Annotated in this window: 12 protein-coding genes; 6 read left to right on the forward strand and 6 right to left on the reverse strand. The window is 41.5% G+C overall.

Annotation, left to right across the window (positions count from 1 at the left end):
- The first annotated feature begins 59 nt into the window (after window positions 1-59).
- The 4 genes from QA601_00080 (at window position 60) to QA601_00095 (ending at window position 4,827) form a co-directional block, all read left to right on the forward strand.
- A complete protein-coding gene (locus QA601_00080) occupies window positions 60-455 on the forward strand; it encodes a response regulator (GenBank protein ID MDG5813464.1) in 396 nt (131 codons plus the stop codon).
- A gap of 89 nt (window positions 456-544) precedes the next feature.
- Window positions 545-2,215: a protein translocase subunit SecD gene (gene secD / locus QA601_00085; GenBank protein MDG5813465.1), complete on the forward strand. Its 1,671-nt coding sequence runs from the start codon at window positions 545-547 to the stop codon at window positions 2,213-2,215.
- Window positions 2,216-2,239: 24 nt separating this feature from the next.
- Window positions 2,240-3,154: a protein translocase subunit SecF gene (secF, locus tag QA601_00090; GenBank protein MDG5813466.1), complete on the forward strand. Its 915-nt coding sequence runs from the start codon at window positions 2,240-2,242 to the stop codon at window positions 3,152-3,154.
- Between the two features lie 956 nt (window positions 3,155-4,110).
- Complete coding sequence (locus QA601_00095) at window positions 4,111-4,827, forward strand: porin family protein (GenBank protein ID MDG5813467.1); 717 nt, start codon at window positions 4,111-4,113, stop codon at window positions 4,825-4,827.
- Between the two features lie 75 nt (window positions 4,828-4,902).
- On the opposite strand, the gene QA601_00100 is transcribed toward QA601_00095, so the two are convergent.
- From QA601_00100 to QA601_00110, 3 genes are all read right to left on the reverse strand, one after another.
- Entirely contained in the window at window positions 4,903-5,646 is a 744-nt protein-coding gene (locus QA601_00100) for a hypothetical protein (protein MDG5813468.1), read from the reverse strand.
- 110 nt (window positions 5,647-5,756) lie between these two features.
- The gene (locus tag QA601_00105; protein MDG5813469.1) at window positions 5,757-6,767 is read right to left on the reverse strand and encodes a lamin tail domain-containing protein; all 1,011 of its coding nucleotides are present in this window, start codon (window positions 6,765-6,767) and stop codon (window positions 5,757-5,759) included.
- Between the two features lie 140 nt (window positions 6,768-6,907).
- Entirely contained in the window at window positions 6,908-7,774 is an 867-nt protein-coding gene (locus QA601_00110; GenBank protein MDG5813470.1) for a radical SAM protein, read from the reverse strand.
- A gap of 380 nt (window positions 7,775-8,154) precedes the next feature.
- Between QA601_00110 and QA601_00115 the strand changes: the two genes are divergently transcribed.
- Window positions 8,155-8,691: a phospholipase D family protein gene (locus QA601_00115; protein ID MDG5813471.1), complete on the forward strand. Its 537-nt coding sequence runs from the start codon at window positions 8,155-8,157 to the stop codon at window positions 8,689-8,691.
- A 61-nt stretch (window positions 8,692-8,752) separates the two neighbouring features.
- Window positions 8,753-9,577 carry a Cof-type HAD-IIB family hydrolase gene (locus tag QA601_00120; GenBank protein ID MDG5813472.1) on the forward strand — a complete coding sequence of 275 codons (825 nt, stop codon included), beginning with the start codon at window positions 8,753-8,755 and terminating at the stop codon, window positions 9,575-9,577.
- 2 nt (window positions 9,578-9,579) lie between these two features.
- On the opposite strand, the gene QA601_00125 is transcribed toward QA601_00120, so the two are convergent.
- The 3 genes from QA601_00125 to QA601_00135 all read right to left on the reverse strand — a co-directional run bounded on the left by QA601_00125 (window position 9,580) and on the right by QA601_00135 (window position 14,305).
- Window positions 9,580-10,437: an MBL fold metallo-hydrolase gene (locus QA601_00125; protein ID MDG5813473.1), complete on the reverse strand. Its 858-nt coding sequence runs from the start codon at window positions 10,435-10,437 to the stop codon at window positions 9,580-9,582.
- A 125-nt stretch (window positions 10,438-10,562) separates the two neighbouring features.
- Window positions 10,563-12,023 carry a glycoside hydrolase family 130 protein gene (locus tag QA601_00130; GenBank protein ID MDG5813474.1) on the reverse strand — a complete coding sequence of 487 codons (1,461 nt, stop codon included), beginning with the start codon at window positions 12,021-12,023 and terminating at the stop codon, window positions 10,563-10,565.
- A 14-nt stretch (window positions 12,024-12,037) separates the two neighbouring features.
- Window positions 12,038-14,305: a glycosyltransferase family 4 protein gene (locus tag QA601_00135; GenBank protein ID MDG5813475.1), complete on the reverse strand. Its 2,268-nt coding sequence runs from the start codon at window positions 14,303-14,305 to the stop codon at window positions 12,038-12,040.
- Window positions 14,306-14,526: the final 221 nt, after the last annotated feature.

Consider the following 14,526-nt stretch of genomic DNA (forward strand, 5'->3'; position numbering starts at 1 on the left):
CCTTTATTGCTCTAAACGGGGATTATATACTGCAGGTTGAGCCTGTCCGGAAATCTTACATGGCAGATCAAAAACGATATAAAATATTACTGGTTGATGATGAGCCTGGAATCCGCAAAATTTTGCGTCTTTTTCTGGAGTTGGAAGGGTATGATGTTTTTGAAGCAGTAACTGCTAATCAGGCTCTTACAATGATTACCAAGGAAAAGCCTGATTTGGTTATTTTGGATGTTATTCTTTGCGGGCAAACAGGTTTTGATGCTTGTGAGGCGATTAAGAGGGATCCAAACTCAAAAGATACCATAGTATTTTTATTTACTGCCCTTAATCAGGAGCATGATTTCCGTGAAGGGCAACGGGTCGGATGCGATCTTTACCTTACAAAACCGCAGAACCCAAAGGATATAGTAGAGAAGGTCAGTGATTTTTTGGCGTCAAAGACCGAGCAGGTGTAGAATCCTGAAAAGAATTAACAGTTAAATATATTTAGCCAAATTCGATAAGTATCCACAGTGATATATCAGAAAGGGTGTTAACGATTATCATGAAGAAGAAAAACAATCTGCTTCGTATCGGAATTCTGGTAGCAGTATTTGCTGCTGCTGTATTTTTTCTTATACCGTCGTTTAGGTTCTACTCTATGCCTCCTGAGCAAAGAGAACTGTACAAGCACGAAAACCCCAATTATTTCGGTCAGATTGTAAACCTCGGTCTTGATCTTCAGGGGGGGATGCGTCTGGTTCTTGAAATTGATCGTGCTGAACTTGGGGACGCCGATGATTCTGATGTTCTGGACAGAGCGTATGCTATTCTTGAAAACCGAATAAATGCTCTGGGTGTAGCAGAGCCCTCTATTCAAAAGCAGGGTAATGAGCGGCTGATTATTGAGCTGCCGGGTATTCAGGATGAACAGGCTGCAAGGGACGTTATAGGTCGTACCGCTCAGCTTCAGTTTAATCTGCTCAGGGATCCGACTCACTTAGAGCGTGCTATAAACGTTATCGAAAATGTGGTTACTGGTAGTAGCGTCGACAGCGCCGTTGAAGATGAAGAAGCCGACACTGCAGTGCAGCGTGAAGAGCAGGATTTGGCAGACAGGCTTTTTGGTGCCGAAGATGATGATGACGATGTGGTTAAAGATGAGCAGGAAACCGAAACCCGAGAATCTTTCAGAGATCTTTTGATTGGCCTCGGGGACCAGGTTGCAGTTAGAGTGGAGCATCAACACCGGATAAATGAGATGCTTGAGAGGCCGGAAGTTCGCTCAGCGCTTCAGCGCGCAGGATTGGGTGGAAACTCTTTTCTCTGGGGTCATGATGTAATCAGCCATGAAAACAGAGAGTACAGGACACTTTATTACGTCAAAAGCTCTCCTGAGATGACAGGGGATATAATCAATGATGCACGTGCGGCTATGGATCACAGCGGTATGCGTGCGGGAGCAGCAAGGGTTAATTTGGAGCTAAATGCAGAGGGTGCCAGAAGATTTGCCTCTGTAACAGGCAATAATGTAAACAGTTTTATGGCTATTGTGCTTGATAATACCGTGTATTCAGCTCCGCGTATACAGCAAAGAATCTCTGGTGGCCGGGCTGAGATTACCGGTAGTTTTACACTGGAAGAGGCTCAGAACCTTTCAATTATTCTTCGGGCGGGTGCACTTCCAGCGCCAGTTGAAATTATTGAAGAGCGCACGGTTGGGCCATCACTTGGACAGGACTCCATAGAAAAGGGTGTTCAGGCTGGTCTTATAGGAGCGGCAATAGTTATTCTTTTCATCCTTGCCTATTATAAATTAAGTGGACTTATCGCTATCATAGCATTAACTATCAATGTCGCGGTTGTGCTTGCTATAATGGCTGCATTTAACGCTGTTTTAACTCTTCCGGGAATCGCGGGTTTGATTCTGCTGGTAGGTATGGCTGTAGATGCCAACGTTATTATATTCGAGCGTATAAGAGAAGAGCTGGCTCTGGGGAAAACCATAAGAAGTGCAATCGACTCGGGCTACTCCAGTGCTTTTGTTACAATAATGGATGCTAATTTAACTACCCTTATCACAGCAGCGATTCTGTACTGGAAGGGTACCGGGCCGATAAGAGGGTTTTCAATAACACTTATGTTCGGTATTGTAGCATCCCTGTTTACAGCTCTGTTTGTATCGAGGGTATTAATGGACATTTTCTTTCAGAGAAAAGCTAAAATCAGCATCTAAATTTTTTAGTGAGGAAAGCATAATATGCAATTTTTCAAGAAAACAAACTGGAACTTTTTGGGCCATAGAAAACTGGCAGTTACCATCTCTGTGATTTTGCTGGCGGTGACTATCGTATCATTTTTCACCCCCGGTATGAATATGTCTATCGATTTTGCTGGTGGAACAGTGGTGCAAATGAAATTTCAAGAGCCTGTTGTGGATGATATAGCAAGAGTTCGCTCTATTGTTGATGATCTGGGATTTGGTCAGGCAGAGATTAGAACCATCGGTCCGGTAGCAAATAATGAGGCTCAGATTACGGTAAAGGAACAAGCCGAAGATGGCACGGAAGTGGCAGACGCTATTACGGCAGCTTTGCAGGCTGAATATTCAGAAAATCCTTTTGAGGTCAGAAGCAGAGAAAACGTAGGGCCCAGAATCGGTAGTGAGTTGAGAAGGGATACTATTATTGCAACTGTTCTGGCTCTGCTTGCGATTCTTATTTACGTAGGGATAAGATTTAATCTGCCCTTTGGTGTAGCGGCTGTTGTGCCTCTGTTTCATGATGTGCTCATTACACTGGGTATTTTTGCCCTGCTGCAGATTGAAATATCTTTGCCGGTATTTGCCGCGTTGCTTACGATTGTAGGATATTCGCTCAATGATACGATTGTGATTTTTGACCGTATTCGCGAAAACATGAAAACCAGTCAGAGAGGAAAGAGCTTTATCGATCTGATAAATACCAGTATTAATCAGACGATTTCAAGAACAGTCATTACATCTTTGACTACCTTTGTGGTGGTAACATCTCTTTATATCGTTGGAAGCGATGCTATAAAAGATTTCGCTCTTGCTCTTATGATCGGTGTTGTTGCGGGTACCTACTCTACACTCTACGTTGCCAGCCCGATTTTGCTGTGGTGGAATAAAAAGTGGGCTATTGCCAGAAAATAGATACTTTTAATTAACTGTTGATTTGATAGGGGACGGGTGCTTTAGGTACCTGTCCTTTTTTTTGTGCCATGCATGGGGTTTACCATGTTTTATAGGAGTGAAAGTTCCGAACGGGCACAAGGCAGGCTGCATATCTCAGTAATGGAAAAACTACTAGTGTTAAAATATAAAGTTCTGCCTAATGTACCTTTGAATACTTTATATAATTTGATTAAATCTGTGATTAGGGAGTTGGGTTTAGCTATTGCTTATTCGACTTTCTTAGGCGATAATACCCGATTGTTCCGCGGTAACTACTGGCTTTCAGTAGTAATAACTTAAGTTTTTGCTTATTCTACAAATATGGTTTAAATATGTATATGATCATTTATCGTTTAAGGTGGTCATAAGATAAATTGTTGAACCGTAAAACAATCTACAATCTATATGTCTCGCCAAAAAACTTGGATGCCTCACTCTATAACAACCTCTTTCAACGTTAATGTAAGAGTATTATGGTGAAAGAACCTGAAGCTTTTAGCAATCTTTATTAAACAGTCAAAAAATGAAAACTTATGTCATGTATTTCCAATGATGTTTTTTGCTGGATACAGAATATATGCTTTGTGCATGTTAGATTCAGCTTCATAAATAAGCATATATCTTTAGGGGTATATAAATCTTATAAAACAGGTTGCATATACTATGGTTCTCATCGATGAAATAAATGTTTGGTGTTTTTTTTACAGAAGACTGCAATTGCCGGACAAAGGATAAAGTGTCTCTCAGTGACATCGGCATATATATACTAATAAAGTAAGGTGGGTTTATTAGGCTGCAAGTTTGATTTGATAAAACTTGGGTACCTGAGATCTTGATTAAATAAAAAAATTACATTGAATAAGTATCTGTTCAGTATTATTTTATCAATATTGCTAATTTATATTTCTTTCACACACTATAAAAAGGAGTTTAAGATGAACAAGAGAGTTCTTCTTATCTGCACAGCGGTAGCCTTTTTCTGTTTGGTATCCAATTCTGTAGCTGTTGAAAATGCGTTGGGTATAAAAGGTGGTATTGGTTTGAATAATGTATATGGCGATGGAACTGATTTACTTGAAACGTCTCCATCATTGGGCTTTGCTGGTGGTGCATTTTATGAACTCGGTATTTCTGATCCCTTTTCAATTCAGTTTGAAGTACTGTTTTCAATGAAGGGTTACAAATTTGAAGTCCCTGATTTGGGTTTCAGTAATGTTTATGGTTTCGATTCTGATTTCGATTTTGACTTTGATTCTGACTTTGATTCTGACTTCGATATGGGTATGGGTATGGATGGAGAGTTCACAATTAGAATGAATTATCTTGAAATTCCTGTTTTGTTTAAATTTAACATTCCTACTACCGGTGCTATGACACCATTTCTCTATGCAGGTCCTTCTTTTGGATTTTTATTATCTTCAAAAGTAGTATTTGATGGAGAGTCAGAAGATGCTGAGGGACATAGTTCATTTGATCTTTCTATTCCTGTTGGTGCTGGTTTTCAAGTCGATGCCGGCCCTGGAAGATTCATTACAGATGCAAGATTTTCTCTCGGATTGCTCAATACTAGTGATGAAGACGAAAGTGACGATTATCCTGTAAAGAATATGCAGCTGTTTAATATTATGGTTGGGTATGCACTGCTCTTCTAATTAGGGTTATAAAATTAAGGTATAAGCTTCATTCAGAGGTAAACGGGCTTATACCTTATTTTTCAATCAAAACAGTTAACGATAATAATCAACCGCAACACCCTTCGACCAACCAAGTTCTGTATGATTAACCAGCGAAACAGCTGATGTTAGAATGCCTGGCGTAACGGTTATGCCTAAGCTTATCTGGGTGGGGTTTCCGCTTACCGCAAAACTGATAGAAACCTGTGAAGAAAAGCTGTACTCCTGTGCTATGGTCATTCTTACAGGCCTGTCTATTTGGGGCTCTATTTCAAAAATAATTCCCTGGGATCCAAATACATTTGGTGATGAATGTATACCGGCTTTTATTACTCGGGATGCTTTATGGTGCGTATCATCGGAAGTGTAAATAAGAGATGGGGAACTAAGTGATAAAGAAACATGACGTGTAAAAATCACTACTGATAATCCTCCCTGGTAACTGTTAACCCGTTCATTACTTATAGTTATACCGCTTCGAAAGTATCTTAAATCCACGCCAGCGTGTAATCGGTTTAAGTTGTATGCCGCAGAGAGAAAAAAGGAATGTTCAAAGAATATCTCAAGAGCGTTAAAATAGGAATGAGCACATTTTACCACGAGCCTGTCCCAGGAAAGAAAACCGCCTACTGCTAATCGGGTTAGATGTTTGTCTCTTAAATTATCCATGGCATCATAGAAGAGGGTGGCATAGCTACTAATACCCAACCTTAAACTATCACGGTAAAATGCCGCGGGACTCCATGCTTCACGCCCCTGTGGACCATCACTACCAAGAACCGCTCCCTGTGTGCTCATTGCAAAACCGGATGGGAAAGGATCCCTTACCGCGGAAATGATTTTTGGGTTCAGAATGAAGAGTACAAAAAGGGATACCTTAAAGATGCTTTGTAGCCAAGTACTATAGCCTATCTCCACAAAACCCCCTTTTTCCTGAGATACCGTTTATATCCGCCAGTACTGGTAAACTCCGCGACAACAAAGAAAGGTCCGGGAGAAATCGTTCGTCCATTTGCACACAAGCCATCCCATAGCAGCGCTGCATTGTTTGGTGCTTCAATTGATACAATTTCTCTGCCATCGAACCCATAAATGGTAATTTGAGCAGTATATTGAGAAGGAAATTGGGGAAGTATGAGTAGATAATCATCCTTTCCATCCCCGTTAGGCTTAAATGGAAGCGGTCCGATATCAAGCGAGAGTGAAGGAGTGTTGAAGGTAACAGTTCTGTTTGGTGCTCCGGGAGTAGGGTCTTCTGAAAGCATCCATGAGCGTTGATCCAGCCCCGAAAGGTTCATGTTTGTTCTCTGAATCGACTGAGAACTCCAGCCCCGAAACCAACTGCTGCTATAACAGGCAATGTCTATCAGTTGGCCATTGGAGCTAAACAGGTAGAGTGTATCGTTACTATTGTTAAATGCCTGCCATTGGGGTGGTTGAATGATATTTCTAACCAGGGGGTAACGCCTTGAGAGGAGGTCTTGGCGGCGGGTTACAACTACAAAATCACCCGGACCAAGCAAAAGAGTGGTGTCGGTGATCAAAACCGTATCCTCAGTAGTACCATAGGACCAGTTTTGAAGGTCATACCAGTCTTCGGAGTAGTTAAATAACTCTATCCATTCCGGTTGATCCACTCTTCCTCTGGGAAAAATTTCAGATATAAGCACAGTGCCCTGTACTTTTGAAGACTTTGAACTGCTGCTTACAACTGGTTTCAGGGGGTTATTTGAAGCAAGTTTTACTGTTTCACTATTAGAATTACGTTGGTTGTTCTCATTGATGCAATGTGCAGTATGAGGTACAGAGTTAAATGTAAAATCCGATCCGCCTGCAGGAGATCTTAACCCAATACCAGATTCAGCACACAGACGATAATGTGCTATAAAGAGACTGATAATGAAAATATAAACTCTCATTATCTACCTTTTGGCAGGGTTAATGTAGCCGCCGAATGCAAAAAACTTTGGAAAATGTAACAGGTGAGAGAATAATCTAATATAACATTGCAGTTAAGGAGTGGAAAGCTTTTTTTTCGTAGTTACTGATTACAGTGTATCTAAAGAGCTCGCATCCATTCGGGCTTAAGAGGAATGTTATTGTGAATTGCCTGGTCCAGAAGTTTTAACGCGTTCTCTTTTTCCCTTGGCATTCTTACTCTTAAAGGCAAGTAATTTGAGGCATGGTTAGCGTAAAAAATGCCTCTGGAAAGCTGGGTGTTTTCGAGCATTACCTTAAGCTCAAGAAGCATTTGCTCAGGCCCCGGAAGAGAAAACGTTTTCTGTTCTATCTTACTCATTAACTGAGTGTTATCACAGGGGATAAGAGTGAGGGCACCGATATAGTTAGGGTCCATAGAGGTAAGTGCTTCTCCGGTGCGTCTGGCATGTTCCAGAGATCTTTCTGTTCCCCCCAGACCAAGAAGAACAGTCACAAAGAGTTTAATGTCGGCATTTTTAAGCCGTTTAGCCTGTTCTATGATTTGAGATGATGTGCCCCATTTCATAACTCTGTTTAAAGTGCAATCATCTCCCGATTCTAACCCCAGGTGAACAATTTTCAACCCGGCCTCACGCAGCGCTTTAAGTTCTTTATCGCTTTTGGTAGCAATGGCCTTTGCATTAGCATATGTTCCAACGCGCTTAACCCAGGGAGTGATGCGTTTAATTTTTTCAAATGTAGTCAGAAGAAGCGTTTGCGGTGCAACAAGGGCATCGCCATCACATAGAAAGAGATTGGTTTTGTGTTTTAGGTGACAGCTATGCTTAAGGCTGTTTTCAATTGCTTGTTCGCTTCTTAGAGTAAAAGGGATAGATTTGTAGGCTGGGCAAAAAGAACATTTGTTGTGAGAACAACCGGTACTGAGTCGCAATAAAATACTATCGGCTTCACTCGGTGGTCGTATTGGCGGATGGTCTGAACTCATGATTTTAAGCGTATGGAGTAGGAGTTAAAGAAAAAAAAGCTCTGTTTGTGGCCAATTTCTTGAGCCCTTCATAGTAATTGTGGTTGTTCACTTAAACAGAAAGAAGTCCGTCCAGATTAGGACGGCATGCACTCGCTGTTTAAAGTAGAATTCCCGGAAGAACGGTGTTCGTCAAGAAATTTGGTACACGCACAAACAGAGCGAAAATTTCAATACTAAATATACTCTAATTTCAGATCGATTGCACACGCTGTTATAAAAAAAGTAGCAATTCTTTTTCCACACGCATGCTCTTTCTCAAAGCAATTATATTATACTTTCGTTCATGCATAACTTTTATTTTCTTCTTAATGCGATATCTTTTTCAGGTGGATTTTTGAATGTTTGAGCTGATATTTAATCGTGAGATTTATCAGGAAGTAGTAATAGAACAAATTCCTCAGGCTAAGAATTTTGTTTGGATTGCTACTTCTGATATCAAAAATCTTCATATTCATAAGAATAAAAGGATGGTTCCTTTTTTGAAGGTTCTTTCAGAGCTTCTTGAATCGGGGGTTTCTGTTCGCCTAATTCACGCAAAAGAGCCGGGGACAAATTTCAGAGAGGATTTTGATCGGTATCCTGCACTTGCAGCTAATTTGGAGCGACTTCTCTGTCCAAGGGTGCATTTTAAGTCAGTGATTATTGATGGGCATTTTGCCTATAATGGCAGTGCAAATTTAACCGGAGCGGGCATGGGGGCCAAGAGTGATAAAAGAAGAAACTTTGAAAATGGATTTGTTACCGATGAGATTAAAATTGTTGAACAGTTAATGGATCAATTTGATCGGGTATGGATGGGCAGCTATTGCAATGATTGTGGCAGGGCTGAGTTATGTCCGGACAGAGAAGATATGGTAAATGAGGAAAATGGGTGAATGTTACATTTGAGGGAATCTCTTTATGTATTTTGGTCATAGAAATTAAACGGGAGAATCGATGAAAAAGAGAATGTTTGCATTTGATCTGGATGGTACACTCCTGAATGACTCAAAACAGATAAGCAGGGCTACAATTGCTGCTCTTGAAGAGATGGTGGAAAAAGGAGTGATTATAGCATTGGCTTCAGGCCGTATCGCAAGTAGCATGAAACAGTTTCTTCCTCAGCTCAGTATGGACGTTGCCCTTTTAACCCTTAATGGTGCAGCCGTTTTTCTTGATGCCCGAAACGGTCATAAATGTATCTATAACATTACATTGGATCACAAATACACAGAAGAACTAATATGTCACTGGAAGGGAAAACCATTCGCACTCAATTTCTACACCCCTGACCATCTGTACACTGTTACTACAGAGCTAACTCGATCGTGGATAGAACTGTATCAGCAGCAGACTAATTCAAAGTATCAGTTTATTGATGATTTTGATTTTTTGGCAGGCACAGATCCCTCGAAAATAATTTTTGTGGGAGATGAATCCGAAATCTCCAGACAGGAACAGCTTTTTAGAGAAGAGTGGGGAGGGAGCAATATTTATATCTGCAGAACTTGGCATCACTATCTTGAATTTTTAAATCCCAAAGCAAATAAGCTTTTGGGGATAGAAGCATTGGCAGGAGCCTATGGCGTGGATCTATCTGATGTTGTAGCGTTTGGTGACGCAGAGAACGATATCCCTATGCTTTCGGGGGCAGGCTTGGGTATAGCAATGAAAAACAGCAGTGAAAAGGTAAAATCCAGCGCAAAACGGGAAACCGAGTATACCAATGATGATGATGGTGTGGCACGGGAGTGGGACAGACTGAAGAAGGAACTCTTTTGAGGTTAGACCAGCTGGTCAACAAATGAAGTTTGTTGTATATCCTCGGGTTTATCCAAATGGTAAAATACAGTTCTTTGGTGCCTTTGAGCGTAGAAAATATCAAGATTAATGCCCTGCTCCTTTAAAAATCTTTTTACCTCTCCAAGGGCCAAATCGGGGGTATTATGGTCTTCACTGAGATGACAAAGGATTACCGTTTCAATTTCGCTGCTTGAGGATTTGGCTATTCTTTCTATGGTCTGGGCAGATTGTAAATTGGAGAGGTGTCCGCGAGCCCCTGTAACTCTCTTTTTGTGATTCCAGGTTCTGTTGGGATTATCCCATAAGAGAGCCGGGTCATGATTCGCTTCAAGACACAAGACTTTTACATTACTAAGGTGTTCTGTGAGATCTTCTGGCGCATAACCAAGATCCGTAGCATAACCCACAATCAGATCTGAGCAGCCGTTGGAGGGATAAAATTTAAATCCAAACGTAAGCCCTCTGGCATCATGAGGAATCTCAAAAGCTTCAAACATAATCTCACCAATGGCAAACTTTTCGTCAAAACTGTTCACCTCTACCCTTTTTGAAGGCTTTCCACCAAAGATCTGTTGAAAGGGTTCAGTATTGTTTTGATGTATCCATAATGGAACCGAAAAGGTTCTGCAGAAACTTAAGGTGGCCCTGTTCAGGTGATCACCATGGAGGTGAGTATTGATTATAGCAGTAATAGAGCAGGGGTCTACATCGATTTCGTTCAGAATTTCAACCAGCTTTTTTCGGCTCATACCACCGGCATCAATAAGAAGTCGAGTGTCTTTGTGTTCTACAAAGGTACAGTTCCCGCTGGAGCCACTTCTGAGAATCGAAAATTTCACTGCTGGTTTCCTTGCCCCGAGAACTTCTGAACTCACAGGTAGGTTCTCTTAAAAAATAGTGGTGCGATAACAAAATACAGAGATAAATATAGTATATCTGCACCACCTGATACCGGGCAAACCTATTAGGATAGCTTTAGTCTCTCCAGAAGAGAAGTAAAATCCACAGTTGCCACTCCGGTGGCATAGTCACTCATGGCATAGGGCACAATTAACTTGTTTTGGTGAATAAGCGCCCCACAGGTATACACCACATTTGGAACATAGCCCTCTCTTTCATTTTCATTTGGCTCAAGCAATGGCTCAGAAAGCCGCCCCAGTACCTGGCGTGGGTTATCAAGATCAAGAAGAATGGCGCCAATGCAGTACTTTCTCATAGGGCCAACACCATGAGTTAGCACCAACCATCCTTCACTTGTTTCTATCGGTGGCCCACAATTACCTACCTGAACAAATTCCCAGGGAAATGTTGGTTTAAGAAGTGGTATCATTTCATGCCAGAAGTGGATATTATTTGAATACATGATATAAAGATTCTCGTTGTCCTGTCTTGAGAGCATGGCGTATTTGCCATTTATCTTCCGGGGAAACAGAGCCATACCTTTGTTTTGAGCAGCCTTACCATTAAGGGTGAATATTTTAAACTTCAGAAAATCTTCCGTAGCCATAAGCTGAGGCAGTATTTTGTTCCCATCATAGGCGGTATAGGTTGCGTAGTAAACATTTGACCCATCATCATCAGTAAAAAGTACAAACCGTGCATCTTCGATGCCGTTTTGCTCGCTGGGACCGGTGGGGAAAATAATTCTCTGTGAAATCTCCTGTTCGCTTGAAAACCGAATTTCGTAGTTTGACCTGGCAAGCCAAATAAGACCATCCCTTGTGTCATCCTTTGTTTGAGAGGAGGGCTGACCTGGTTCAAAGCTGTTTTCAAGAGTCGTTGTTAGTTCCTGGAGAGTAAAGGTATTGTTCAGTTTGTCTATAATTTTGCTGGAAAAATCGTTGTAGAGTCCCATTTCCATAAGTTTTTGAGAAAAAGTGTCTTTATCATAACTGGAATTGGAGATAGGCTGAGGTTGTGCCACAAAGGGCTCAGTTTTGGTAAAAGAAATATTGCAGTTTTTGTCGATTATACCCGATCTAAAAGAGATTGAAGAGATATGGCCCTCTCCGGTTGCCCGTAAGCTCATAATAAATCGTAAAGATCCGTTGGGGAGTTTGGTTTGATCCGGATGGGCAACGATGGATGGGTTAAAAAGTGCTGCGCATTCAAGAGAATATTCGCTGGTGAAAAGTGAACCTATAAGAAGTTGGCGCTCTCTGGAGGGCTCAAGGTCACTAATCATGTAGTCTTTTACCATTGAATAATGGTGTTCGAAAATGCTCTCTATGTCGATGTGGCGGTTGGCAAACTCTGAAAGTACACTCTCTAACTGCCTTTTAACAGTTTCTTTTGGTAATGCCATAACCCTGGAAATGATTTTCATCAATCGGGTTTCACCTCGGGGAATAAAGGGTCGGATCAGAACCCTTGATGGATCCGGAACAAGGCGTATATCGGTGCGTGCAATCTCCAGTGCTCTCATGCCTCTCCTTTGCTTCAGGTATTAATTGGTTCTCTAAACGTTACGATTGTATTTTCCATCTCCTGCATTTCCACTAAAGACAGGTAAAATGAGAGGCTTGCTTCGGCGCCCTCATTTTGATTGACTCTATCAACATGAAGGGCATCTTTACACCCGCCCGTTTTAGGGTCATAGAGTGAAAGTCCGACCTCATTTCTTCCAAGAAACCATTCGAAAACTTTGCGTGCTTCGATAAACCAGGCAGTTTCCTGTGTTGTCCTACATGCTTCAAGGCAGCCTGATATCAAATCATGGACAACGCTTGGTCTCTGATCAAAAAGCCCCTTTTCAAGCTGCAGTGCTGATTCAGGATGGTAGTAGTTTTTGTTGGATGACTGATATTCCACTAACCATTTAAGAGATTCGAGGCCAGCATTTAACATATCTGAATTACTTAGCCATCTGCCGCTTAATATAAGCGCATGGGATAATCTTGCAGTGTATTCACAAGAGTTAGAATCAAACCAAACCCGTTCATTTGTTTTGGCTTTAGAAAAAAGGTTAAAAAGCTTTCCGGCCAGAAGTTCTCTGCCGTGGTTTACAAGGCGGTCTCCATCAAAGCGCCTGAAGTATTCATGAATGCCAATTATTGTATATGCCCACGACAGTGGTGAGGAAAAGTTATAGGCCACAGGAAGAGCTTTCTCAAACAGTTGGCCAGCCAGGTTTTGAACGCCTTCGTGCCGGGACCTTCCAATACAGGTTCCAAGTGCCCATAAAGTCTTGGCATGGCACTCCTGGGAACCGCATTGATCTTCCCATACACGGTTATAGCCAAGCATGTTTCTAAACCGGCCATTTTTGGAATTAAACGAATAGTTTAGAAAAGCAAGATAGGTAGATGTAAGATCGGATATTCGGGCAGAGGGTGCTTCACCAGCTTCCAAAAGAAGATGCATCAAAATAAGTGCCTTTGCATTATCATCTGTGCTGTATCCCTTTGAATAATCAGGGACGGTATGTATAGCGTGTCTGAGGATCCCTGTGCTATCGGACATTCGAAAGAGGTGGTCAAGTTTTATTTTAGGTAAATCTTTCGGTTTTTGTTCAAGTACTCGGTTAGTCACCCTAAAGGGACTTTTGGCCTTTCGGTGCCGGGCCTCCTCAAACGTTTTTTTATATAAGTAAGCAACGTTGCTCCAAACCATCTCGCGGCTGAGAAGGTATGCATTTTTTCTCATCGCGTGACGTTCAGTTTCTTTTTCGATAAGGTCTTTTATTGCCCGGGCAATAGATTGAGGGCTTTTAAAGGGTACCAAAACACCCCTGTCGTGAGAAAGCAGTTCTTTTGCATGCCAGTAGGGGGTAGAGATTACAGCTTTACCGGCACCAAAAGAGTAGGATAGGGCACCAGAGGTAATTTGTGCTTCTTTGAGATAGGGGGTGATGTATATATCTGCAGCACCAATAAACTCCTTTAATTCCTCTGTACTGACAAATCTGTTGTAGAAAATCACATGATTCTCTATGCCCAGATCCTCAGCAAGGTATTGAAGTGTAAGTCTGTATGCCTCCCCCTCTTTTCTAAGAAGGCTTGGGTGGGTGGCACCAAGAATGATATACACTACATTTGGAAACTTTGAAACAATTTCTGGCAGTGCATGCAACACATTCTCTATACCCTTATCAGGAGAAAGAAGGCCAAAGGTAAGCAAAACCAGCTTTCCCTCCACTCCAAAATGGTCTTTATAGAAGTTTGGATCAACGAATGGTACATCGATAATGCCGTGAGGGATGAGGGAGATCTTGTCACTGTCGACGTTATAGGTTTCGTTTAGTAGCTCTAATGCTTTGTGGGTCATTACAACAAGTCGGTCAGAGTAGTTTATTAGCTGGGTCATTACCCGCTGCTGTTGATCATTGGGATCTTTTAAAATGGTGTGCAGGGTGGTAACTATGGGCATTTTTAACTGGCGCAAAAGAGTCAGTATGTATCCTCCAGCGCTTCCCCCGAAAATTCCAAATTCATGCTGAAGGCACGCTACATCGATATTGTTGAGGTTGAGGAAATCAGCAGCTCGTTCATAGGAACCAAGGTCTTTTTCCTTTATCTCAAAGCGAACCCGTTCTGGGTAATCATAGCCATTTTCAATATCGGTTACCGGAACTGAGAAACATTGTACATCTGGAAACTGGGCAGATACCGATTCGCATATGCTTGTAGTAAAAGTGGCGATACCACACTGGCGAGGCAGATAGTTACCGATAAATGCTATTTTACGGATTCCTGATTGTGTGTGCATGGTGAAAATGAGCCTTTCAAGATAATGGTGTGATTGAACTGGCAATAAGCCAGGTATTAATGATCACGGTAAGATCATGTAATCTTCTTTTTAGTTTTGTTACCTGAAGCAAAAATAATGCCCTATTGTTGTGCTGGTTTTGAGAAAGTGCTGAGGGATGTATTGGGATTTAACTATTTTGAAATAGAGTAGAACATTTTTTAAAAAAAAGGCATGGGAAA

Source organism: Chitinispirillales bacterium ANBcel5 (assembly GCA_029688955.1).
In the GTDB taxonomy this organism is placed as follows: Bacteria; Fibrobacterota; Chitinivibrionia; order Chitinivibrionales; family Chitinispirillaceae; genus Cellulosispirillum; species Cellulosispirillum alkaliphilum.

What these genes read in the sequence shown, in the direction of transcription:
- QA601_00080 (MDG5813464.1), top strand. Translation starts at nt 60, where the DNA reads ATGGCAGATCAAAAACGATATAAAATATTACTGGTTGATGATGAGCCT.
- secD (MDG5813465.1), top strand. Translation starts at nt 545, where the DNA reads ATGAAGAAGAAAAACAATCTGCTTCGTATCGGAATTCTGGTAGCAGTA.
- secF (MDG5813466.1), top strand. Translation starts at nt 2,240, where the DNA reads ATGCAATTTTTCAAGAAAACAAACTGGAACTTTTTGGGCCATAGAAAA.
- QA601_00095 (MDG5813467.1), top strand. Translation starts at nt 4,111, where the DNA reads ATGAACAAGAGAGTTCTTCTTATCTGCACAGCGGTAGCCTTTTTCTGT.
- QA601_00100 (MDG5813468.1), bottom strand. Translation starts at nt 5,646, where the DNA reads ATGAGCACACAGGGAGCGGTTCTTGGTAGTGATGGTCCACAGGGGCGT.
- QA601_00105 (MDG5813469.1), bottom strand. Translation starts at nt 6,767, where the DNA reads ATGAGAGTTTATATTTTCATTATCAGTCTCTTTATAGCACATTATCGT.
- QA601_00110 (MDG5813470.1), bottom strand. Translation starts at nt 7,774, where the DNA reads ATGAGTTCAGACCATCCGCCAATACGACCACCGAGTGAAGCCGATAGT.
- QA601_00115 (MDG5813471.1), top strand. Translation starts at nt 8,155, where the DNA reads ATGTTTGAGCTGATATTTAATCGTGAGATTTATCAGGAAGTAGTAATA.
- QA601_00120 (MDG5813472.1), top strand. Translation starts at nt 8,753, where the DNA reads ATGAAAAAGAGAATGTTTGCATTTGATCTGGATGGTACACTCCTGAAT.
- QA601_00130 (MDG5813474.1), bottom strand. Translation starts at nt 12,023, where the DNA reads ATGAGAGCACTGGAGATTGCACGCACCGATATACGCCTTGTTCCGGAT.
- QA601_00135 (MDG5813475.1), bottom strand. Translation starts at nt 14,305, where the DNA reads ATGCACACACAATCAGGAATCCGTAAAATAGCATTTATCGGTAACTAT.